Source organism: Pseudomonas reactans (genome assembly GCF_013387025.1).
Taxonomy (GTDB): Bacteria; Pseudomonadota; Gammaproteobacteria; order Pseudomonadales; family Pseudomonadaceae; genus Aquipseudomonas; species Aquipseudomonas reactans.
Map to the genome: position 1 here is coordinate 51,115 of NZ_JACAQP010000041.1, position 19,837 is coordinate 70,951.

Below are 19,837 nucleotides of genomic sequence, written 5' to 3' on the forward strand. Positions count from 1 at the left end.
CGGGTCAGAAAATGGAGGCGCAGGATGCCAGAAACTGCCGATCGTCAGAAGTGTAAAAAAATATTTATGAAGGGCCTGTGGGAAACTCCAGGTCCTGCCGATATCGAGGATAGGCCCACATACCAACGACAACAGTGGTGACCACAGGTTGGAACGGCGCGTTGACGCCGACTGATCGTTTCGCAGCAGGGACGCTCGCAAACACTACTTCTGAGAGCACCCCCTATGTCCCTGCGCCAGTTGAACATTGCCCCTCGAGCGTTTCTCGGTTTTGCATTCATTGCGTTGTTAGTGGTTTTACTGGGGGTGTTTGCGGTCAACCGCATGGCACAGATTCGGCAGTCCTCCGTGGACATGACCGCGACCCAACTGCCCAGCGTGACCTCGCTGGGTATCATCACCGAGAACGTGCTACGCCTGCGCATCCTGTCGTTCCGTGTTCTGGTCAACCGCGAACCTGCCAGCCTGCAAGAGGCTGAAACCCGCATGGGCGTGCTCGCCGACAAGGTCAAGACGGCCCAAGCCAGCTACGCGGCCCTACCTGCCGGCCCGGAAGAAGCCGCGCTGTACAAAACCTTCGTGGTCACGCTGGACAACTACTTCAAGGCCCAGGCCGACATGCTCGCGCTATCCAGGCAGGGCAAAGTGGATGAGATGCGCGCGCTGATCAACAGCCGCATCAAGGACGGCACCGACCAGATGGGCGAGCAACTGAACAAGCTCATCGCCATCAATGCAGCGGATGCCAAGACCGCTGACGCTGAAGCCGGGCAGAGTTACGACGGCGCGATCACCGGCGTCATTGCAGTTTCCATCGCTGCCGCATTACTCACCGTGCTGCTGGCCTGGCTGTTGACCCGCAGCATTGTCACGCCGCTGCGCAAAGCCGTAGAGGTTGCCGAAACCATCGCCGGTGGCAACCTGAGTAAAGCCATCGAAGACGACGGCAAGGACGAACCGGCGCGCTTGCTCGGCGCCTTGGCGGCCATGCAGGCCAACCTGCGCCAGACCATCCAGCAGATCGCCGGCTCGGCCACTCAGCTTGCCTCGGCAGCGGAAGAGTTGAGCGCGGTCACTGAAGAAGCCTCCAAAGGCTTGCAGCAACAGAACAATGAAATCGATCAGGCGGCCACGGCGGTCAACGAAATGACGGCGGCGGTGGAGGAAGTGGCGCGCAACGCGGTGTCCACCTCCGAAGCGTCCAGCCAGTCCAACCAGGCTGCCCGTGAAGGGCGCGACCGTGTGGTGGAAACCGTCGGCGCGATCCAGACCATGACCCAAGACGTACAAAACACCGCTGCGATGATTGAAGGCCTGGCCACCCAAGGCCGCGACATCGGCAAAGTGCTGGACGTGATCCGCGCGATTGCCGAGCAGACCAACCTGCTGGCGCTCAACGCCGCCATTGAAGCGGCCCGTGCAGGTGAAGCCGGGCGTGGCTTTGCCGTGGTGGCAGACGAAGTGCGTGCGCTGGCCCATCGCACCGCGCAGTCGACCCAGGAAATCGAGAAAATGGTCGCTGGCATCCAGAACGGCACCGGTGAAGCCGTGCAATCGATGCAGCAAAGCAACCAGCGCACCCAGGACACCCTGGAAATGGCCCGCGCCGCCGGTGTGGCCCTGGAACAGATCACCCAATCCATCAGCCTGATCAATGAACGCAACCTGGTGATCGCCAGCGCGTCGGAAGAGCAGGCTCAGGTGTCCCGCGAAGTGGACCGCAACCTGGTGAACATCCGCGACCTGGCGACCCAGTCGGCGGCCGGTGCCAACCAGACCAGTGCGGCCAGTCACGAACTGTCGCGCCTGGCAGTGGACTTGAATGGGATGGTGGCGCGGTTTGTTATCTGACCTGAAATGAGGTCAAAATGTGGGAGGGGGCTTGCCCCCGATTGCAATGTGTCAGCTATACATTAGCTGACTGATACAACGCCATCGGGGGCAAGCCCCCTCCCACATTTGCTCTATGTTGTGTCAGAAACTACTGCTTCCAGGCCCCTGGGTTCACCAGGTTTTTCGGTTTTTCACCCGCCAACGCCTGCAACAGATTATCCACCGCACATTTGGCCATGGCCTCTCGCGTTTCATGGGTGGCCGAGCCGATATGCGGCGTGGCCACCACGTTGTTCAAGCGCAACAACGGCGAGCCGTGATCCAGCGGCTCCTTCTCAAACACATCCAACCCCGCCGCCCGAATGGTGCGCTGCTGCAACGCTTCCACCAGCGCCGCCTCATCCACCACCTTGCCCCGCGAAATATTGATGAAGATCGTCTCCGGCCCCATCAGCGCAAATTGCTCTGCGCCAATCAACTTCTCGGTTTCGGCGGTAAGTGGCAAGGTCAGGCAAACAAAATCGGCCTGTTGCAGCAAGTCGTTCAGGCTGCGGTATTGCGCACCGAAACGCGCCTCCACCGCCGGCTTGGGCGAATGGCTGTGGTAGATCACCGGCATGCCAAAACCAAAATGTCCACGCTGGGCCAGGGCTTCACCGATGCGGCCCATGCCGATGATGCCCAGGGTCTTGCCATGTACATCACTGCCGAAATGCGCCGGGCCGATGTTTTTGTTCCATTGGCCGGCGCGCACCATGTCGGCCAGCTCGACCACACGCCGGGCGGTGGCGAGGATCAGCGCAAAACCGGTGTCGGCGGTGGTTTCGGTGAGCACGTCGGGGGTGTTGCTGAGCAGGATGCCGCGCCCAGTCAGGTAGTCGATGTCATAGTTGTCGACGCCGACCGAAACGCTGGCCACGGCCTCCAGCTGCGGCGCCAGGTCGAGCAGCTTGGCATCCAGGCGCAGGCTGGCGCCCAGCAGGCCGTGGGCGCCGGGCAGGGCGTCGCGCAGCTTGGCCAGGCCGGTGTCATCCAGCGCATCGATCAGCGTCACCTCGGCCTGTTCATGCAGGCGGGCCATCAGCGGCGCGGAGAGTTTCTTGTACAACACGACAGACTTTTTCATGCGGTCTTTACCTTCAATTCCAGATTGGGCGCCGGCGTGCGGTCACTCGCGCCGGGCTTGAGAAAAATCGTCAGTACTACCGACAGCAGCAACGCGCCGCTCATCAGCAGGTACGAAGCGCCGGGCGAACCGGTGCTGCTATTGAGATAGCCCACCAGGTACGAGCCGCCGAATGAACCCAGGGCCCCCATGCTGTTGATCAGCGCCATGGCGCCCCCGGCGACATTGGCCGGCAGGATCTCCGGGACAATCGCGAAAAACGGGCCGTAAGGCGCGTACATGCAGGCCCCGGCAATCACCAGCAAGGTGTAGGACCACCAGAAGTGTTCGGCGCCGAGCACGTAGGACGCGTAGAAAGCAATCGAGGCAATCAGCAGCGGCGGCCATACGAAACGCTTGCGCTTTTGCAGCTTGTCCGAGCCCCAGGACACCACCAGCATGCCAATCACCGCCGCCAAATAGGGCAGCGCCGACAACCAGCCGGCCTCGACCATGTCCATCTGCAAACCTTGCTTGAGGATCGACGGCAGCCACAGCACAAAGCCATACACGCCAATGCTCCAGCAGAAAAATTGCAGGGCCAGGATGATCACCTTGGGCGAGCGGAACGCCTCGGCGTAGTTCTTCACCGCCTTGATCCCGACTTGCTCGGCGGCCAGCGCGGTTTCGAGGTCCTGTTTCTCAGAGTCGCTGAGCCACTTGGCGTCCTTTGGACGCTCATCGGCCAGCTTCCACCAGATAAACGCCCACAGCACCGCCGGCAAGCCTTCGATGATGAACATCCAGCGCCAGCTGAAATGCTGCACCAGGTAGCCCGACACCACCGACATCCACAGCATGGTCACCGGGTTGCCGAGGATCAGGAAGGTATTGGCACGCGAGCGTTCGGCACGGGTAAACCAGTGGCACAGGTACACCAGCATCGCCGGCATCACGGCGGCTTCGACCACGCCAAGCATGAAGCGGATCACGATCAGCATGTAGGCGTTGGACACCACGCCGGTGAGGGTGGCCAGGCCGCCCCACAGGATCAGGCTGACGAAGATCAGCTTCTTGACGCTGCGTTTTTGCGCGTAAATCGCCCCCGGCACCTGGAAGAAAAAGTAGCCAAGGAAAAACAGTGCGCCCAGCAAGGACGACATGCCGGGGGTGATCATCAGGTCTTCGGCCATCCCGGAGGCAGCGGCGAAGCCGTAGTTGGCGCGGTCCAGGTACGCCAGGCTGTAGGTGATAAAAACGATGGGCATGATGTACCACCAGCGGCGGGTGGCGAGTTTCACGGTGTCCATGGGGTTGCTCCTGAGCTTGTTGTAGTTGTGGCAACAGGGTGGGGTTTAGGCAACGGATCGAATCGGTAACTCTGAACGGGCGGGCAGGCCTTCCATATCGCCACGGCTTTGCACGGCGCGACTGCCGATCCAGTTGCCGCGCTGTACCGCCTCGGGGAAGCTGAGGTTTTCCAGCAGGGCGCTGATCATGCCCACGGCAAAACCGTCGCCGGCACCGACGGTGTCTACGACTTTTTCCACCCGCACGGCGGCGACAAAGCCCTGGTCCATCTGGGTGCGGTAGTAGGCGCCATCCGGGCCGAGCTTGATCGCCACGGCTTCGGCGCCCTGGTCGAGGTAGAACGCGGCGATGTCGGCCGGGTCATCGAAACCGGTGAGCAGGCGGCCTTCGCCCAGGCCCGGCAAGACCCAATCGGCGAGCCCTGCGAGGGCGTTGATTTCGCGGATCATTGTTTGTTGGTTGGTCCACAAAGACGGGCGCAGGTTGGGGTCGAACGACACGCTGCGCCCGGCCTTGCGCATCTGGGTCATCAGCTCGACGGACAACTCGCGCGTCGCCTCGGACAATGCGGGCGGAATGCCGGTGGCATGCAGATGACGGGCTTGCAGTAGGGCAGGGCTGATGGCGGCGATAGACAACTGACTGGCCGCCGAGCCCTTGCGGAAGTACTCCACCTGGGGATCATCACCGGCTTCTTCGCGGGACTTGAATTGAAAGCCGGTGGGATGCAGCGGATCGACCGCCACATGCCGGCAATCCAGACCTTCCTGGGTCAAGGTGTCGACCACAAAACGCCCGAGGGAATCGTTGCCCACTCGACTCAGCCAGGCCACGTTGAAACCCAGGCGCGACAGGCCGATGGCGGCATTGCTGTCCGCACCCGCAATCCGTTTATGGAACTGAGCCACCTGGGCCAAGTCGCCGGTCTGTTCGGCGACGAACATCGCCATGGTTTCACCAAACGAGAGGATATCGATCTCAGACATGAGCATGCTCCGCACGAGGTTGGCCCAGCAGGGTGAGGGTGGCGACCTGCTGCGCGGTGACCGCGACCAGGTCATCACCTTGCAGCGGGAATTCCACGGCCCGGCTAATACCTGGAGTCATGTGCTTGAGCAGTTGTTCCCACAGATGCAGGTCGGTGGCGCCAGGCGGCAGCGCGACTAGCTTGCCGTCGGCGCGCCGCGCCACCGCCTTGCAGTGCAGGTAATCCACATGCCGGCCCAGCAGGCGCGCGGCGGTGAGGGCGGATTGGTCTTGCCACTGCCAGTTGCCGATATCGAAGGTCATCTTTACCGGCAGGCCCAGGCGTTCCACTTCGGTGAAAAAACGCTGCATGGGTTCGATGCGGCCACCGTGCAGGGTCTGGTCGTTCTCTACCAGCAGTTGAACAGAGTGGCGGTTGAGCAGGGCGTGCAGGTTTTCCAAGTCGTTGGTGTCGGTGAAGTAACCGAGCGAGACTTTCAGCCAGCGTGAGCCGAACGCCTGCGCGCGATCCAGGGTGGCGGCGAGTTCGGCATTCGCTTGGGCGCGGCCGGCGACCCACAGTTCCAGGGGCGATGAGAACACCGACTCCAGGTCCTGTTGCGCCGCGGCCTGGGCCAGTTCGGTGGGCTGTTCGTCAGTTAAAAGTTCTTCGCGCCATTCGATACGCTGTGCACCGGCGGCGGCGAGGACCTCAACAAAACTCAATTGGCCCTGCTGGCGAACCAAGTCGGCGCCGTAGCTGGAAAGGCTGATGGAGACGGGGTATTTATGCATTGTTGTTTACCTCTGAAACCGGTTTCATTTTTTTTGAAAAAAACACTTTCCTGTAGGAGCGAGCTTGCTCGCGAAAAACCTGAGAGCGCCGCGTTAAACCAGGATCGCTGCGTTATCGTTGGCGTTTTTCGCGAGCAAGCTCGCTCCTACAAGGGGTTGTGGAGCCTCGGATGATCAGTTGGGGCAGGAAGTCCAGGGTGCGTGTCGGCTCTGTATCGCCGCGCAGGCGCTTGAGCAGGCAGTCGAATGCGCTGGCGCCGATGGCTTCGGTGGGCTGGGCGAGGGCGGTGATGCCCGTGCCTACCAGCGGATACCACTCCAGGTCATCCAGGGCGATCAGGCCGATGTCATCAAACAGGTTGCAACCCAGGTTTTTCAGTGCGCGGGCACAGGCCAACGCCGCGACACCGTTGGCGCAGAACAGCGCCTTGGGGCCAGGTTTTGCGAGAAAGGTCTGCAAGTGTTTTTGCAGCGTTTCATCCAACTCCAACACAGCGCCGGTCAATGCCGGGCGGCTAGCGATTTCAGCCTTGAAACTGTTCAGGCGCTCCAAGCGCGAACTGGTGCCATCGGTGGCTTCACTCACCATCAGCACATCGCGATACCCTTGTTGCTCCAGGTGCTCCACCGCCATGCGCACCGCCGCCGGGTTGTCCAGGCCGACCAGGTCGCTGTGCAGCGGTTCGACCTTGCGGTCCACCAGCACCAGGGGCATTTCCCGTTGCAGTTCCAGCAGTTGGTCAAGGTGATGGCCGAGGGTGTTCACGATCAGCCCTTCGATGTTGTACGAACGCAGGGCCGCCAGGTGCTGGCGCTCTTGCTCGTCATCACGGTCGGTGTTGCACACCACCAGGCTGTAGCCGTGCTGGCGACAGGCGGTTTCGACGCCGTGCATCACGGCAATGGAATAGGGGTTGCGGATATCCGCCACCAGCATGCCGATCAGTCGCGTGCGGCCACGCTTGAGACCACGGGCCATCTGGTTGGGGCGGTAGCCGAGTTGTTCGATGGCTTGCTCGATGCGCAAGGCAATGGCATCGGAGAGCAGGGCGCGGTCGTCGCCGATAAAACGCGACACGCTGGCCTTGGACACCCCGGCGCGTTCGGCCACGTCAAGCATGGTCACGCGCCTGCGCTGGGCGGCAGAAAAGTTGTTCACGGTCATCGACCTTCTGTTTTTATTGGAATGACTGAAACCGGTTTCAGGAAACCATCAAATGAGGAAAGTCGTCAAGCGGTTGTAGGACAAAGTCAGATGGCCGGTGTGTCAAATCACCACACTCAACCAAGTCGCGACCAGTAGCAATAGGGCCATGCCCCGGTTGAAGCGCTGCATCGTCCTGGCCGAACGAAACAGCCGTGCCGACCCCACGCCCAGCAGCGCCCAAGTGCCCAGGCACGGCAGTGATATCAGAAAAAACACCAGGGACAGGTACACCACCTGGCTCTGGCGTTCAGCACCGTTGCCGGCAAATACGCTGACCACCGCCAGGGCCATCATCCAGGTTTTCGGATTGATCAGCTGCAAGCTGGCGGCGCCGATCAGGCCAAGAGGTTTTTCACTGGCTTGCACTTCGATGGCTTGGGCGGGCGCGCTGAAGATCTGCCAGGCCAAGTAACTCAACCAGCCGACGCCGATCCACTGCATGGCCATTTGCACCTTGGGTGCATGCACCAACGACTGGCCGAACCCGCTGCCCACCAACAACACAAGGCCCGCAGCACCTGCGCAGGCGCCGAAAATGATCGGCAACGCCGCCTTGAAGCCATGACGTGCGCTGTTACTCAGCACTAGGATGTTAGTGGGGCCGGGGGTAATAGAGGCTACAAAGGCGAACAACATAAACGGCAACATGACAGGCGACTCCAGTAAACCAATCGATGGAGTCATCTTCACAAGCGCGCCGGCTACCTGTCTGGAAGATTTGAGCAACGCTTGCGGTAGGCCGCCGGTGTGAGGCCATAGGCGCGCACGAACCAACGCCCCAGGTGGCTCTGGTCGGCGAAGCCCAGGGCAATCGCGACGTCCGCCGGTTGTTCGCCCCTGGTCAGCAAGTGCCGGGCGCGGGCCAGGCGCAGTTGCACCAGGTAGGCGTGGGGTGGCAGGCCAAACGCGCTCTTGAACGCACGGGTCAGGCGGAAGCGGTCGACGCCACACGCGAGCGCCAGTTCGTCCATGCCCACATCAATGTGCAAGTGGGCATGCAGGTATTCCCGGGCCTTGTGCGCCACCAAGGGCAATCGCGGGTCGTCGCGGTAGCGGGTGCGCCAGTAGAGTTGGTCGGTGAGGCGCTCCAGCAACTGGTCCATGGCGCGCTGGCGCACGATGCGCAGTTCGCCGCTGTGAAGGGTCTGGAAGGCTTGGCTGGTGGCCAGGGCCAGACGCGGGTCGCTGGTCAAGGTGCGGGTGAAACTCAACTGGCTGTCCAGCGGTGCCTCTTCGAACACCGCGCTGACTTCCCGCGCCAACCAGTGCGGATCGAGGTAGAGCATGTGGTAGGTGAAACCGTCCGCCGTGGGCGCGTCGCCGTCATGCAACTCGCCGGGTTCCACCAGGAACACCTGGCCCGGAACGCTGTTGTGGCGGGTACGGCGGCAGTTGAATTGTTGCACGCCTTGTTCGGTGACGCCGATCAGGTAGCTATCATGCCAGTGAGGGTCGTAGGCGTGGCCTTCAAAGTGCGCGCGCAGGGTCTCGATGCCGGTGTCGGCGTCCTGGGACAGGTCGATCCAGTTGTGCGCGGCCATAAAACACCGAGGCGGACTAAGTGAGGCTATTTGCGCCCAGCGCGTGCCGGGCGTCTAGAAGGTTTGTGCAGCGTCAACCAAACAGCCCGGCGGCGATATTGATCGAGAACCCCAGGATCGCGGTATTGAACAGAAACCCGATCAACGATTGCCCCAGCACCACCTTGCGCATGCCACGGGTGGCCACGCCCACGTCGGAGGTCTGCACCGCCACGCCAATGGTGAAGGAAAAGTACAGGAAGTCCCAGTAATTGGGGGTGGTCAGGCCCTCGGCAAAGCGCAACGCCGGCTCCTTGCCGTCCCAGGTGTAATACAGGCGCGCGTAATGCACGCTGAAGATCACTCCGATCAGCAACCACGATCCGATCACTGTCAGCCCGGTGAAACCGTAGTGCAGCAGGCGTTCCGAGGTGGCCAGGTCTTTGCTGCCCACCAGTTCGAAGGTGATGGTCGCCAGGCTGGCGAGGGCGGCGATGCACACGGTAAACAGCACCAGGCCGGCGTTTTCGTCTTCGATCTCGGCGATGCGTTTGACGTCTTCGGCTTTGGCGCGGCGGGTCAGCCACAGCATCAGCACCAAATAGGTCCAGACGCCGGCGTTCCAGCCGATGAGGATTTTGCTGACGAAGGTGTCGGCCGGCACCAGGATGCCCACGGCAATCCCGAACACGGCGGCGGCGGAGAGGCGAGGGTGGGTACGGGCGAGGAAGGGCATGGCGGCTCACAGGCAGTTGTATGTGAGCACCATAACCCTTGTTGGAGCTGGCTTGCCAGCGATCGCATCGACTCGGTGTGTCTGAAAGACCGAGGTGTCTGCATCGCTGGCGAGCCAGCTCCTACAGGGGGGCGTTGATCAGTCTGTTTTGTGGCGCTTGCGCACCAGCTTCATGACCACCACAAAGAACACCGGCACAAATACCACCGCCAGCGTTGCGGTGATCATCCCGCCAATCACCCCCGTACCAATCGCCTGCTGGCTAGCCGAACTGGCACCGGTGGCAATCGCCAGCGGCACCACGCCGAGGATGAACGCCAGGGACGTCATGATGATCGGTCGCAGACGCAAGCGCGCGGCTTTCAAGGTGGCGGTGACCAGGTCTTCACCTTGGTCATACAGGTCCTTGGCGAACTCGATGATCAGGATCGCGTTCTTCGCCGACAGGCCGATGATGGTGATCAGGCCGACCTTGAAGAACACATCGTTGGGCATGCCACGTAAGCCCACCGCGAGGACCGCGCCGAGTACACCGAGCGGCACCACCAGCAACACCGAGGTCGGGATCGACCAGCTTTCATACAGCGCCGCCAGGCACAGGAACACGATCAGCAGCGACAAGCCCAGCAGCAAGGGCGCCTGGGAACCGGACAAGCGTTCCTGCAACGACAGACCGGTCCATTCCTGCCCCAAACCTGCCGGCAACTGGCTGACCAGGCGCTGGATCTCGTCCATCGCCTCACCGGTGCTGTGCCCCGGAGCCGCTTCACCGGAGATCGCGATGGCGGGGTAGCCGTTGTAACGGGTCAGCTGAGTCGGGCCCTGGGTCCATTTGGCTTCGACAAAGGACGACAGGGGCACCATCTTGCCGGCGTTGTTGCGCACGTTGATTTTCATCAAGTCCGCCACCTGGCTGCGTTGGTCGCCTTCTGCCTGCACCACCACCCGCTGCATGCGGCCTTGGTTGGGGAAGTCGTTGATATAGGCCGAGCCGATGGCCGAGGACAGCACGTTGCCCACGTCCGCGAAGGACACGCCCAGCGCGTTGGCCTGCTTGCGGTCCACTTCCAGTTGCACTTGCGGTGCTTCGGCCAGGGCGCTCTCGCGCACGTTGGCCAGGATCGGGCTTTTCTCGGCGGCGGCCAGCAATTCAGTACGTGCCGCCATCAGTGCGGCATGGCCGACGCCACCGCGGTCTTGCAGGCGGAACTCGAAGCCGCTGGACGTGCCCAGGCCGTCCACCGGCGGCGGCAGGATCGCGTAGGCAACCGCGTCCTTGAGCTCGCTGAAGGCCATGTTGGCGCGGTCGGCAATCGACGAGGCCGAATCATCGCTGCTGCGCGCGGACCAATCCTTGAGCGTGGTAAACGCCAGCGCGGCGTTCTGCCCTGAACCGGAGAAACTGAAGCCCATGATCATGGTGGTGTCACCCACCCCAGGTTCCTCGGCGTTGTGCGCTTCGATCTGCTCGGCCACGTGCACCGTGCGGTTCTTGCTCGCACCCGGTGGCAACTGGATGTCGGTGATGGTGTAGCCCTGGTCTTCCACCGGCAGGAAGGAGGAGGGCAGGCGGCTGAACATCCAGCCCAGGCCCACCAGCAGCACCAGGTAGATCAACAGGTAACGCCCGCTGCGCTTGAGGGCATACGCCACCCAGCCTTCATAGCGGTCGGTGAGGCTTTCAAAGCGCTGGTTGAACCAGCCGAAGAAACCGCCCTTGGCATGGTGTTCGCCTTTGGCGATTGGCTTGAGCAAGGTGGCGCACAGGGCCGGGGTCAAGGTCAGGGCGAGGAACGCCGAGAACAGGATCGAGGTGGCCATCGACAACGAGAACTGCTGGTAGATCACGCCCACGGAACCTGCCATGAACGCCATCGGCAGGAACACCGCCACCAGCACCAGGGTGATGCCGATGATGGCCCCGGTGATCTGGCCCATGGCTTTTTTCGTCGCTTCCTTGGGCGACAGACCCTCGGTGGCCATGATGCGTTCGACGTTCTCCACCACCACAATGGCGTCGTCCACCAGGATGCCGATGGCCAGTACCATGCCGAACATGGTCAGTACGTTGATCGAGAAGCCCAGCAACAGCATGGTGGCAAACGTGCCCATCAGGGCAATCGGCACCACCAGGGTCGGGATCAAGGTGTAGCGCACGTTCTGCAGGAACAGGAACATCACTGCAAACACCAGTGCCATCGCTTCGAGCAGGGTGTAGACCACCTTGGTGATCGAGACCTTGACGAACGGCGAGGTGTCGTACGGGATCTTGTATTCCACATTGGCCGGGAAGTAGCGCGACAACTCGTCCATCTTTGCCCGCACCAACGTGGCGGTGCTCAGCGCATTGGCGCCGGGCGACAACTGCACGCTGACGGCGGTGGACGGCTTGCCGTTCAGGCGGGTGGAGAACTGGTATTCCTGGCTGCCGACTTCCACCCGCGCCACATCGCCGATGCGCACGGTCGAGCCGTCGGGGTTGGCCTTGAGCACGATGTCGGCAAATTCGGCTGGCGTTGAAAGCTGGCCCTTGACCAGGATCGCGGCGGTGATTTCCTGGGTGTTGGTGCCCGGCAGATCACCGATGCTGCCGGCCGAAACCTGGGCGTTCTGCGCGCTGATCGCGGCGTTCACGTCGGCCGGCGTCAGGTTGAAACCAATCAGCTTCTGCGGGTCGATCCAGATGCGCATGGCGCGCTCGGCACCATACAGCTGGGCCTTCCCCACACCGTCGAGACGCTTGAGTTCGTTCATCACGTTGCGCGCCAGGTAATCACTCAGCGCCACGTCATCGAGCTTGCCGTCGTTGGACGTGAGGGTCACCAGTAGCAGGAAGCCGGCGGAGACTTTTTCCACCTGCAAGCCTTGCTGGGTCACCGCTTGCGGCAGGCGCGGCTCGACCGCTTTGAGGCGGTTCTGCACGTCCACCTGGGCCATTTCCGGGTTGGTGCCCGGCTGGAAGGTGGCGGTGATGGTGGCCGAACCGAGGCTGCTCTGGGACTCGAAATACAGCAGGTGATCGGCGCCGTTGAGCTCCTGCTCGATCAGGCTCACCACGCTTTCATCCAGGGTCTGCGCCGACGCACCGGGGTACACCGCGTAGATCTCGACTTTCGGCGGCGCCACGTTGGGGTACTGCGCCACCGGCAGTTGCGGGATTGCCAGCAGACCGGCCAGCAGTATAAACAGGGCGACCACCCAGGCGAAGATCGGGCGGTCAATAAAGAACTGCGGCATGGCGGGTTATTCCTTTACGAGCGGGCTGTCGTCCACTTCAACTTTTTCACCGGGGCGCGCGTGTTGCAGGCCTTCGACGATGATGCGGTCACCGGGCTTGAGGCCGCTGCTGACGATCCAGCGGTCATTGATCACCGCACCCAGTTCCACCGGCTGCTGGCTCACGGTCTGCTCGGCGTCCAGCAACAACACCATCGGGATACCCGCGCTGTCACGGGTGATGGCGCGTTGCGGTACGCTGATGCCTTGTTTGTCGACGGCCTGTTCCAGGCGCACCCGCACAAAACTGCCGGGTAGCAGGTCGAGATCCGGGTTGGGGAACTCGCTGCGCAGGATGATCTGCCCGGTGCCCGGGTCGACGCTGATCTCGGCGAACAGCAACTTGCCCGGCAATGGGTAAAGGCTGCCGTCGTCCTCGATCAACGTGGCCTTGGCCTGGTCCTGGCCGACCTGCTTCAAGCTGCCGGCACGGAAGGCGCGGCGCAGGTCATTCAGCTCGCGGGTGGACTGGGTCAGGTCGGCGTGGATTGGGTCCAGTTGCTGGATAAGCGCCAGCGGCGTGGCCTCGTTCTGGCCGACCAGTGCGCCTTCGGTGACCAGTGCGCGACCAATGCGCCCGGAAATCGGCGCAGTCACGGTGGCGTAGCCCAGGTTCAGGCGGGCGCGTTCGACGGCGGCCTTGTTGGCGGCGACTTCGGCGGCGGTCTGGCGCACGGCGGCGCGGGCGTTGTCGTAGTCCTGGCCGCTGATGGCATTGCCTTCCACCAATTGGCTATAGCGCTGCTCCTGCAGGCGTGCCTTGAAGGCATCGGCCTCGGCCTTGCTTAGGTTGGCCTGGGCGCTGTCGAGGTCGGCCTTGAATGGCGCGGGGTCGATGCGAAACAGCACGTCGCCCTGTTTCACGTCATGGCCTTCCTTGAACACCCGTTGCATCACCACGCCGGCGACCCGGGCACGCACTTCGGCGATGCGCGGCGCGGCAATGCGCCCGCTCAATTCGCTGGTAATGGCCAGGGGCTTGGCTTCCAGGGTTTCGATACGCACTTTGGCCAGGGGCATTTCCGGCGCTTCGGCTGCAGAGTCGCCACACGCACTCAGGGCCAGGGTGAGGGCCAGCAGGCAAAATGGCGCAAACAGATTCTTCGACATGCTCTTATCCCAATATTGACTGGCGCATCCTAAAGTCACCTGCGCCGTTGTGCTGTGAAGCTGTGTAGCTCGTCTGTGAAGAAATGTAAGGTGCGGCGCGCGGGGCGCCGGGGGCGTATATCCTTGCACAATCCTGCACCACACCAACAAACCGCATTATTTGGAAACACCATGCCCAACATCCTCCTGGTGGAAGACGACGCCGCACTCTCCGAGCTGATTGCCAGCTACCTGGAGCGCAATGGCTACCACGTCAGCGTGCTCAGCCGTGGCGACCACGTCCGTGAACGCGCGCGCTTGAACCCGCCGGACCTGGTGATCCTCGACCTGATGCTGCCGGGCCTCGACGGCCTGCAGGTGTGCCGCCTGCTTCGCGCCGACTCGGCAGGGCTGCCGATCCTGATGCTCACCGCCCGCGATGACAGCCACGACCAGGTGCTGGGCCTGGAAATGGGCGCCGACGACTACGTGACCAAGCCCTGTGAGCCACGGGTATTGCTGGCGCGGGTGCGCACGTTGTTACGGCGCAGCAGTTTGTCCGAGCCCCAGGTGGCGAACGACCAGATCATCATGGGCAACCTGTGCATCGACCTGTCGGAGCGCACCGTGACCTGGCGTGAGCAGCCGGTGGAGCTGTCCAGCGGCGAATACAACCTGCTGGTGGTGCTGGCGCGGCATGCTGGCGAAGTTCTCAGCCGCGACCAGATCCTGCAGCGCCTGCGCGGTATCGAGTTCAATGGCACCGACCGTTCGGTGGACGTAGCCATCTCCAAGCTGCGCCGCAAGTTCGACGACAACGCCGGTGAAGCGCGCAAGATCAAGACCGTGTGGGGCAAGGGCTACCTGTTCAGTCGTTCCGAGTGGGAATGCTGAGCCATGTTCCGAGTACTGCTGCGCCTTTACCTGATCACCATCGTCACCTACAGCCTGGCGATCTACCTGATTCCCTCGCTGGTGATCCAGCTGTTCGAACACCGCTACATGAACTACAACATCGAGCAGACCCGCGGCCAGCAGAAGCTGATCGTCAAGCAATACCTGCGGGCGCCGGTAGAGCGCTGGTCACAGGTGACCGAGCAACTGGGGCGCGATTTTGCACCGCTGAAAGTGCAATTACTGCTGCGCCAGGACGCCAGCTACACCCCGGCGGAAGAGCAACTGCTGGAGCAGGGCAAGTCGGTCGTGCGCTTGGGGGAGTGGGGCTGGATGACCGAAATCAGCTCGCCGATCAACGAGCAGTTCACGGTCAAGCTGACCATACCGCCCGATCCACTGGACATGAACGTGCTGTATTGGGCGATCAATGTGTTGATCGTCGCCGCGCTGCTGGCCTGCCTCCTGGTCTGGCTGCGCCCCCACTGGCGTGACCTGGAGCGCCTGAAAAGTACCGCAGCCCAATTGGGCCGGGGCAATCTGAGCGAGCGCACGCACATCCCACCAAGCTCCAACATCGGCAGCCTGGCCACGGTGTTCGACACCATGGCCGACGATATCGAACACCTGCTCAACCAGCAGCGTGACCTGCTCAATGCGGTGTCCCATGAACTGCGCACGCCACTCACGCGCCTGGATTTCGGCCTGGCCCTGGCATTGTCTGAAGACTTGCCCGAAGCCAGTCGCGAACGCCTGCAAAGCCTGGTGGCGCATATCCGCGAGCTGGATGAACTGGTGCTGGAGTTGCTGTCCTATAGCCGCCTGCAAAACCCGGCGCAGTTGCCGGAGCGGGTCGAGGTGGTGCTCGATGAGTTCATCGACAGCGTGCTTGGCAGCGTCGATGACGAACTGGAAAACCCCGAAATTGTCATCGACGTGGCGCTCGACTGCGCGGTGGAGCGCTTCAGCCTCGACCCGCGTCTGACCGCTCGTGCCTTGCAGAACCTGCTACGCAATGCCACGCGTTATTGCGACAAGCGCATCCAGGTCGGTGTGAAGGTGTGCGCCGAGGGCTGTGAAATCTGGGTGGACGACGACGGTATCGGCATCCCTGTGGACCAGCGCGAGCGCATCTTCGAGCCGTTCTACCGCCTGGACCGCAGCCGCGACCGCGCCACCGGCGGTTTCGGCCTGGGCCTGGCCATCAGCCGACGCGCCCTGGAAGCCCAGGGCGGCAGCTTGACGGCGCTGGCTTCACCGTTGGGCGGCGCGCGGTTTCGCGTGTGGTTGCCCACCGTCGCCTGATCAGAGCACCTTCACCGCGCGGCCGATTGCCTGAATCGGCCCAGTGGGCTTACCGGTCGGCGAGCCGTGCGGGTCTTCCAGGGTCAGTTCGAACAGCTGGTTCTGCGTGAGCGGCGGCAGCTTGTCCAGCGGCACCGACAGCGTCTGGCCCGGCTTGACCAGGCCGAGGGACACTGGCCCCTGCCAGCCGTCGCCCTTGGTCCAGAACTGCAGGGCCTTGTCGGACGGCACTTCCATCACCCCCAACGGGATCAACTGAATCTGCTGGTCATTGCGCGCCTGGATCACCCAGCCCGGTGCCTGGCTTTGCGGCGCCACCAGCACCACCACAAAGGTCGGATCGGCAGTGGGCGGGCGGGTCAGCAACAGCGCGGCCAGCACCAGCGTGGTCAGCAGCCCGGCACCGGCCAGGCCGCGCCACACGGCCAGCAGGTCCCACCAGTGCGTGCGGGCGCTGGCAATGTTGCGTTCGATACGCCGCCACAGCTCGGATGAGGGCGGCACCGGCTCCGCCAAGGCGGTCAGCGGTAACAGACGCTGCTCCCAGGCGTCCACTGCGGCGCGTAGTTCGACGTCGTGTTTCAGGCGTTGTTCGACGTCGGCGCGTTGTTCGCCGGGCAAGGTGCCCAGCACGTATTCGCTGGCGAGTTCGTCCAGTGGGTCGTTCATGCCATGCACTCCCGCAGCGCGGCGAGGCTACGTTTGATCCAGGCCTTGACGGTCCCCAGCGGGGTGTCGAGTTTCTGGGCGATTTCGCTGTGGGAAAAACCGTCGACATAGGCATGCAGGATGCACGTGCGACGGGCCGGGTCGAGTTGCTCCAGGCAGGTGTGGACCTGTCCCGAGCGTGCGCTGAATTCAAAGGTTTCGGTTGCGGCGACTTGCTCGTGTTCGTCGTCCAAAGGCACTTCGCGGTAATGGTTACGCACCACGTTGAGCGCCAGGTGCCGGGTCACGCTGAACACCCAGCCACGGGCAGACCCGCGACTGGGGTCAAAACTGCCGGCGCCGCGCCAGATCTTGATAAACGCATCATGCACGATATCTTCGGCCAGGGATTTGTCCCTGGCGATGCGCATCGCCACGCCGAGCAAATGGCTGCTTTCCTGCTCATACAGCTGGCGCAAGGCGCGTTGATCGCCGCGGGCGCAGGCCTGCAGACAGGCTTCGTAATCAAACACGTATCACCATCCCCTCAATTGCTGAACCCCTGTAGGAGCGAGCTTGCTCGCGAAAAACGTTAACGAAAACGTGGGCATTCAGGCTGTCCGTGGCGCTCTCAGGTTCTTCGCGAGCAAGCTCGCTCCTACAAGGGATGTAGGCAGTTTCGGGGCAGCGTAGCTCAGTTTGCTCAGTTGGCCGCCCAGAAGATGTAATCCGCCTGGTACTTCACCACTTCCTGCTTGCCTTTGTTGGCGGCGGTGCACTCGCTGCTCGGCGCCACGCCGCCCTTGAGGGCCACGCGCTGGATGTAACTCACGCCGCTCATCGCGCCTTTGCCTTCAGCGGGGTTGGCCTTGACCAGTTGATACGGCAAGTTGCCCGCACCGGATGGCGCCACGGCCAGTTGGGTGCCGGTGACCTTCGAACCGTCCTTGGCCTGCCAGGTGGCTGGCGGGCCGAAGTAAGTGCCGACTTGCTTGCCGCTGCGGTCATTCAACACGGCCTTGGGCCCGACGAAAGTCCACTCGGTCTGGCCGGCGGCGTTGGCTTTGTCGCGGCACTCGTAGGTGATTTCGCCGACGCCGGTGGTTTCCATCGCCACCTTATGGCCGTCCGGCACCTTGATGCTGTCGGGCAAGCCGGTCTGGGCGAAAGCTGCGGGGGTGGCAGCGAGCAGGGCGGTGAGGCAGAACAGTGCTTTAGCGTTCATGGTTACTTCTCCATTTCAGTCAAACAGCGGGGGTTCTGAAAGGACTACCCATGGCCTGCGCGATTGGATGCAGCGATTAGAAAATAAAGGTGAGAGGGCGCACACTGTGCCCCCGCTTTACCTGAGGAGAGATTGGCAATGACTGGTGTTCACACGTCTGCTCAACAAGGTTTCTCGACCCAGGCCGTCACCTACGCCCAAGGCCGGCCGGATTATCCAAGGCAGCTCACCGGCTGGCTCGCCGACATACTGCACATCGACGCGCAGTCCAGCGTGATCGACCTGGGCGCCGGCACTGGCAAGTTCACCCGCTTGCTCAGTACTCTGGCGCCGACCTTGATTGCGGTCGAGCCGGTGGCGGCGATGGGCGCGCAGTTGACCAAGCTGCTGCCCGATGTGCGCCTGGTCAATGGCACGGCGCAATCCATCCCACTGCCGGCCGCCAGCGCTGACGCGGTGGTCTGTGCCCAAGCGTTCCACTGGTTTTCGACCGAGGCCGCGCTGGCTGAAATCCATCGCGTGCTCAAGCCTGACGGCCGACTGGGCCTGGTGTGGAATGTGCGGGATGAGTCGGTGGATTGGGTCGCCGCCATCACTGACATCATTACTCCGTACGAGGGTGAGACGCCGCGTTTTCATACGGGGCGTTGGCGTGAGGCCTTCACTGGCGAGTATTTTTCCGAGCCTGAAATGACCTGTTTTCCCTACAGTCATGTGGGCAGCCCTCAGGAGGTGATCATGGATCGCTTTCTTTCTGTGAGCTTTATTGCCGCGTTGCCGGAGGCATCTAAGGCTATGGTGACCGCGCAACTGCAGGCACTGATCGACACGCATCCGGCACTTAAGGGGCGCGATACTGTGGCCTTTCCATATCAGACCCAGGCGTACGTCTGTCATCGACTGAGTTAAAAGGCATAAAGTCAGATCATATTGATATAAGTCGTTATAAGAAAAATCGCTATCCTGCGGCCAGAAATTTATAAGGCCGCAGGTAGCTGGAATGGATGTGGGTAATTTTGGTTTTGTGGTTGCTGGCCTGATTGTTGGTTTTATCGTGGGCATGACCGGTGTGGGTGGGGGCTCGTTGATGACGCCGATCCTGTTGTGGTTTGGCATCAATCCGGCCACCGCCGTGGGCACTGACCTGTTGTATGCCGCCATCACCAAATCCGGTGGCGTGCTGGTGCATAGCAAGAACAAGAATATCGATTGGACCATTACCGGTTGGTTGACCCTGGGCAGCGTGCCTGCGGTGCTGTTGACCTTGTGGTTCCTGGCCAGCCTGCATACTGATCCCAGTGTGATGAATGCGGTAATCAAGCAGGCGCTTGGGGTGGTGTTGTTGTTGACGGCCCTGGCGATTCTGTTCAAGAAGAGCTTGTTGGCGTTTGCCCAGCGGCATGCGGGTGACAGCTATCACATGAGCCCGCGGAATTTGAATGTGTTGACGGTGGTGACGGGGGCGATCCTCGGCACCATGGTGGCGCTGACGTCCATTGGTGCGGGTGCGCTGGGGACGGTGGCGTTGTTTATTTTGTATCCGTTTCTGGCGACGCGGCGGCTGGTGGGGACTGAGATTGCGCATGCTGTGCCGTTGACCCTGGTGGCGGGGTTGGGGCATGCCAGCATGGGGAATATGGACTGGCATTTGTTGGGGTTTTTGTTGATGGGGTCGTTGCCAGGGATCTATGTCGGTAGCCATATGACGGGCAAGCTGCCGGATGGCGTGTTGCGGCCTTGCTTGGCGGTTATGTTGATGGCCATTGGTTATAAGTTGGCCTTTTGATTGGGGGCATATCCGGTATTTAGGTGATGGCGGGTACTGGTTCCGCCCTTACGGCGGCTCACTTTTGAAAAGCGCAAAAGTAAGCAAAACGCTCTTGCCCCAACACTCGGCACCTCGCTTAGGCTCGGTGTGCCCTCACTC

Annotated in this window: 18 protein-coding genes; 5 read left to right on the forward strand and 13 right to left on the reverse strand. The window is 62.0% G+C overall.

What is annotated here, in order from left to right:
• Positions 1-225: 225 nt before the first annotated feature.
• Positions 226-1,851 (forward strand): methyl-accepting chemotaxis protein, encoded by a 1,626-nt coding sequence (locus tag HX793_RS27995; protein ID WP_016979396.1) that lies wholly within the window; start codon positions 226-228, stop codon positions 1,849-1,851.
• Positions 1,852-1,981: 130 nt separating this feature from the next.
• Here the strand turns inward: HX793_RS27995 and HX793_RS28000 are convergent, their stop codons facing one another.
• The 10 genes from HX793_RS28000 to HX793_RS28045 form a co-directional block, all read right to left on the reverse strand.
• Positions 1,982-2,959 (reverse strand): 2-hydroxyacid dehydrogenase, encoded by a 978-nt coding sequence (locus tag HX793_RS28000; protein WP_177053015.1) that lies wholly within the window; start codon positions 2,957-2,959, stop codon positions 1,982-1,984.
• Positions 2,956-4,248, reverse strand: a complete 1,293-nt coding sequence (locus HX793_RS28005; protein WP_016979394.1) for an MFS transporter — start codon at positions 4,246-4,248, stop codon at positions 2,956-2,958. Before HX793_RS28005 ends, HX793_RS28000 begins: the two co-directional genes overlap by 4 nt.
• 45 nt (positions 4,249-4,293) lie before the next feature.
• Positions 4,294-5,235 (reverse strand): sugar kinase, encoded by a 942-nt coding sequence (locus HX793_RS28010; protein ID WP_177094440.1) that lies wholly within the window; start codon positions 5,233-5,235, stop codon positions 4,294-4,296.
• Entirely contained in the window at positions 5,228-6,010 is a 783-nt protein-coding gene (locus tag HX793_RS28015) for a sugar phosphate isomerase/epimerase family protein (protein WP_016979392.1), read from the reverse strand. The genes HX793_RS28010 and HX793_RS28015 overlap by 8 nt, the downstream gene beginning before the upstream one ends.
• Positions 6,011-6,122: 112 nt before the next feature.
• Entirely contained in the window at positions 6,123-7,175 is a 1,053-nt protein-coding gene (locus HX793_RS28020; protein WP_016979391.1) for a LacI family DNA-binding transcriptional regulator, read from the reverse strand.
• Between the two features lie 102 nt (positions 7,176-7,277).
• Positions 7,278-7,865, reverse strand: a complete 588-nt coding sequence (locus tag HX793_RS28025; RefSeq protein WP_177053018.1) for a LysE family translocator — start codon at positions 7,863-7,865, stop codon at positions 7,278-7,280.
• Positions 7,866-7,918: 53 nt separating this feature from the next.
• Positions 7,919-8,758 (reverse strand): AraC family transcriptional regulator, encoded by an 840-nt coding sequence (locus tag HX793_RS28030; RefSeq protein ID WP_177062326.1) that lies wholly within the window; start codon positions 8,756-8,758, stop codon positions 7,919-7,921.
• A gap of 73 nt (positions 8,759-8,831) precedes the next feature.
• Positions 8,832-9,473, reverse strand: a complete 642-nt coding sequence (locus tag HX793_RS28035) for a DUF1345 domain-containing protein (RefSeq protein WP_177053020.1) — start codon at positions 9,471-9,473, stop codon at positions 8,832-8,834.
• Positions 9,474-9,611: 138 nt separating this feature from the next.
• Positions 9,612-12,710 (reverse strand): multidrug efflux RND transporter permease subunit, encoded by a 3,099-nt coding sequence (locus HX793_RS28040; protein WP_177094441.1) that lies wholly within the window; start codon positions 12,708-12,710, stop codon positions 9,612-9,614.
• 6 nt (positions 12,711-12,716) lie between these two features.
• The gene (locus tag HX793_RS28045; protein WP_177053022.1) at positions 12,717-13,859 is read right to left on the reverse strand and encodes an efflux RND transporter periplasmic adaptor subunit; all 1,143 of its coding nucleotides are present in this window, start codon (positions 13,857-13,859) and stop codon (positions 12,717-12,719) included.
• 171 nt (positions 13,860-14,030) lie between these two features.
• Here HX793_RS28045 and HX793_RS28050 point away from each other — a divergent pair, with 171 nt between their 5' ends.
• Together HX793_RS28050 and HX793_RS28055 are read left to right on the forward strand one after the other, a co-directional pair.
• Positions 14,031-14,732, forward strand: a complete 702-nt coding sequence (locus tag HX793_RS28050; protein ID WP_010210801.1) for a response regulator — start codon at positions 14,031-14,033, stop codon at positions 14,730-14,732.
• Between the two features lie 3 nt (positions 14,733-14,735).
• The gene (locus HX793_RS28055) at positions 14,736-16,037 is read left to right on the forward strand and encodes an ATP-binding protein (protein ID WP_177053023.1); all 1,302 of its coding nucleotides are present in this window, start codon (positions 14,736-14,738) and stop codon (positions 16,035-16,037) included.
• Here the strand turns inward: HX793_RS28055 and HX793_RS28060 are convergent, their stop codons facing one another.
• The 3 genes from HX793_RS28060 to HX793_RS28070 all read right to left on the reverse strand — a co-directional run bounded on the left by HX793_RS28060 (position 16,038) and on the right by HX793_RS28070 (position 17,910).
• Positions 16,038-16,706, reverse strand: coding sequence for an anti-sigma factor (locus HX793_RS28060; protein WP_177053024.1), 669 nt, complete (start codon positions 16,704-16,706; stop codon positions 16,038-16,040).
• Positions 16,703-17,218, reverse strand: coding sequence for a sigma-70 family RNA polymerase sigma factor (locus tag HX793_RS28065; protein WP_177053025.1), 516 nt, complete (start codon positions 17,216-17,218; stop codon positions 16,703-16,705). The genes HX793_RS28060 and HX793_RS28065 overlap by 4 nt, the downstream gene beginning before the upstream one ends.
• Before the next feature lie 170 nt (positions 17,219-17,388).
• Positions 17,389-17,910 (reverse strand): DUF3455 domain-containing protein, encoded by a 522-nt coding sequence (locus HX793_RS28070; protein WP_095015946.1) that lies wholly within the window; start codon positions 17,908-17,910, stop codon positions 17,389-17,391.
• A 138-nt stretch (positions 17,911-18,048) separates the two neighbouring features.
• On the opposite strand from HX793_RS28070, the gene HX793_RS28075 reads away from it, so the two are divergent.
• Together HX793_RS28075 and HX793_RS28080 are read left to right on the forward strand one after the other, a co-directional pair.
• On the forward strand, positions 18,049-18,819 hold the full coding sequence (locus HX793_RS28075) for a class I SAM-dependent methyltransferase (protein ID WP_177094443.1): 771 nt from the start codon (positions 18,049-18,051) through the stop codon (positions 18,817-18,819).
• A gap of 91 nt (positions 18,820-18,910) precedes the next feature.
• Positions 18,911-19,696 carry a sulfite exporter TauE/SafE family protein gene (locus tag HX793_RS28080; protein WP_095015948.1) on the forward strand — a complete coding sequence of 262 codons (786 nt, stop codon included), beginning with the start codon at positions 18,911-18,913 and terminating at the stop codon, positions 19,694-19,696.
• Positions 19,697-19,837 lie beyond the last annotated feature (141 nt).

Excerpts from the sequence above, each read along its gene's own strand:
- HX793_RS27995 (WP_016979396.1), top strand. The coding sequence starts at position 226 with ATGTCCCTGCGCCAGTTGAACATTGCCCCTCGAGCGTTTCTCGGTTTT.
- HX793_RS28000 (WP_177053015.1), bottom strand. The coding sequence starts at position 2,959 with ATGAAAAAGTCTGTCGTGTTGTACAAGAAACTCTCCGCGCCGCTGATG.
- HX793_RS28005 (WP_016979394.1), bottom strand. The coding sequence starts at position 4,248 with ATGGACACCGTGAAACTCGCCACCCGCCGCTGGTGGTACATCATGCCC.
- HX793_RS28010 (WP_177094440.1), bottom strand. The coding sequence starts at position 5,235 with ATGTCTGAGATCGATATCCTCTCGTTTGGTGAAACCATGGCGATGTTC.
- HX793_RS28015 (WP_016979392.1), bottom strand. The coding sequence starts at position 6,010 with ATGCATAAATACCCCGTCTCCATCAGCCTTTCCAGCTACGGCGCCGAC.
- HX793_RS28020 (WP_016979391.1), bottom strand. The coding sequence starts at position 7,175 with ATGACCGTGAACAACTTTTCTGCCGCCCAGCGCAGGCGCGTGACCATG.
- HX793_RS28025 (WP_177053018.1), bottom strand. The coding sequence starts at position 7,865 with ATGTTGCCGTTTATGTTGTTCGCCTTTGTAGCCTCTATTACCCCCGGC.
- HX793_RS28030 (WP_177062326.1), bottom strand. The coding sequence starts at position 8,758 with ATGGCCGCGCACAACTGGATCGACCTGTCCCAGGACGCCGACACCGGC.
- HX793_RS28035 (WP_177053020.1), bottom strand. The coding sequence starts at position 9,473 with ATGCCCTTCCTCGCCCGTACCCACCCTCGCCTCTCCGCCGCCGCCGTG.
- HX793_RS28040 (WP_177094441.1), bottom strand. The coding sequence starts at position 12,710 with ATGCCGCAGTTCTTTATTGACCGCCCGATCTTCGCCTGGGTGGTCGCC.
- HX793_RS28045 (WP_177053022.1), bottom strand. The coding sequence starts at position 13,859 with ATGTCGAAGAATCTGTTTGCGCCATTTTGCCTGCTGGCCCTCACCCTG.
- HX793_RS28050 (WP_010210801.1), top strand. The coding sequence starts at position 14,031 with ATGCCCAACATCCTCCTGGTGGAAGACGACGCCGCACTCTCCGAGCTG.
- HX793_RS28055 (WP_177053023.1), top strand. The coding sequence starts at position 14,736 with ATGTTCCGAGTACTGCTGCGCCTTTACCTGATCACCATCGTCACCTAC.
- HX793_RS28060 (WP_177053024.1), bottom strand. The coding sequence starts at position 16,706 with ATGAACGACCCACTGGACGAACTCGCCAGCGAATACGTGCTGGGCACC.
- HX793_RS28070 (WP_095015946.1), bottom strand. The coding sequence starts at position 17,910 with ATGAACGCTAAAGCACTGTTCTGCCTCACCGCCCTGCTCGCTGCCACC.
- HX793_RS28075 (WP_177094443.1), top strand. The coding sequence starts at position 18,049 with ATGACTGGTGTTCACACGTCTGCTCAACAAGGTTTCTCGACCCAGGCC.
- HX793_RS28080 (WP_095015948.1), top strand. The coding sequence starts at position 18,911 with ATGGATGTGGGTAATTTTGGTTTTGTGGTTGCTGGCCTGATTGTTGGT.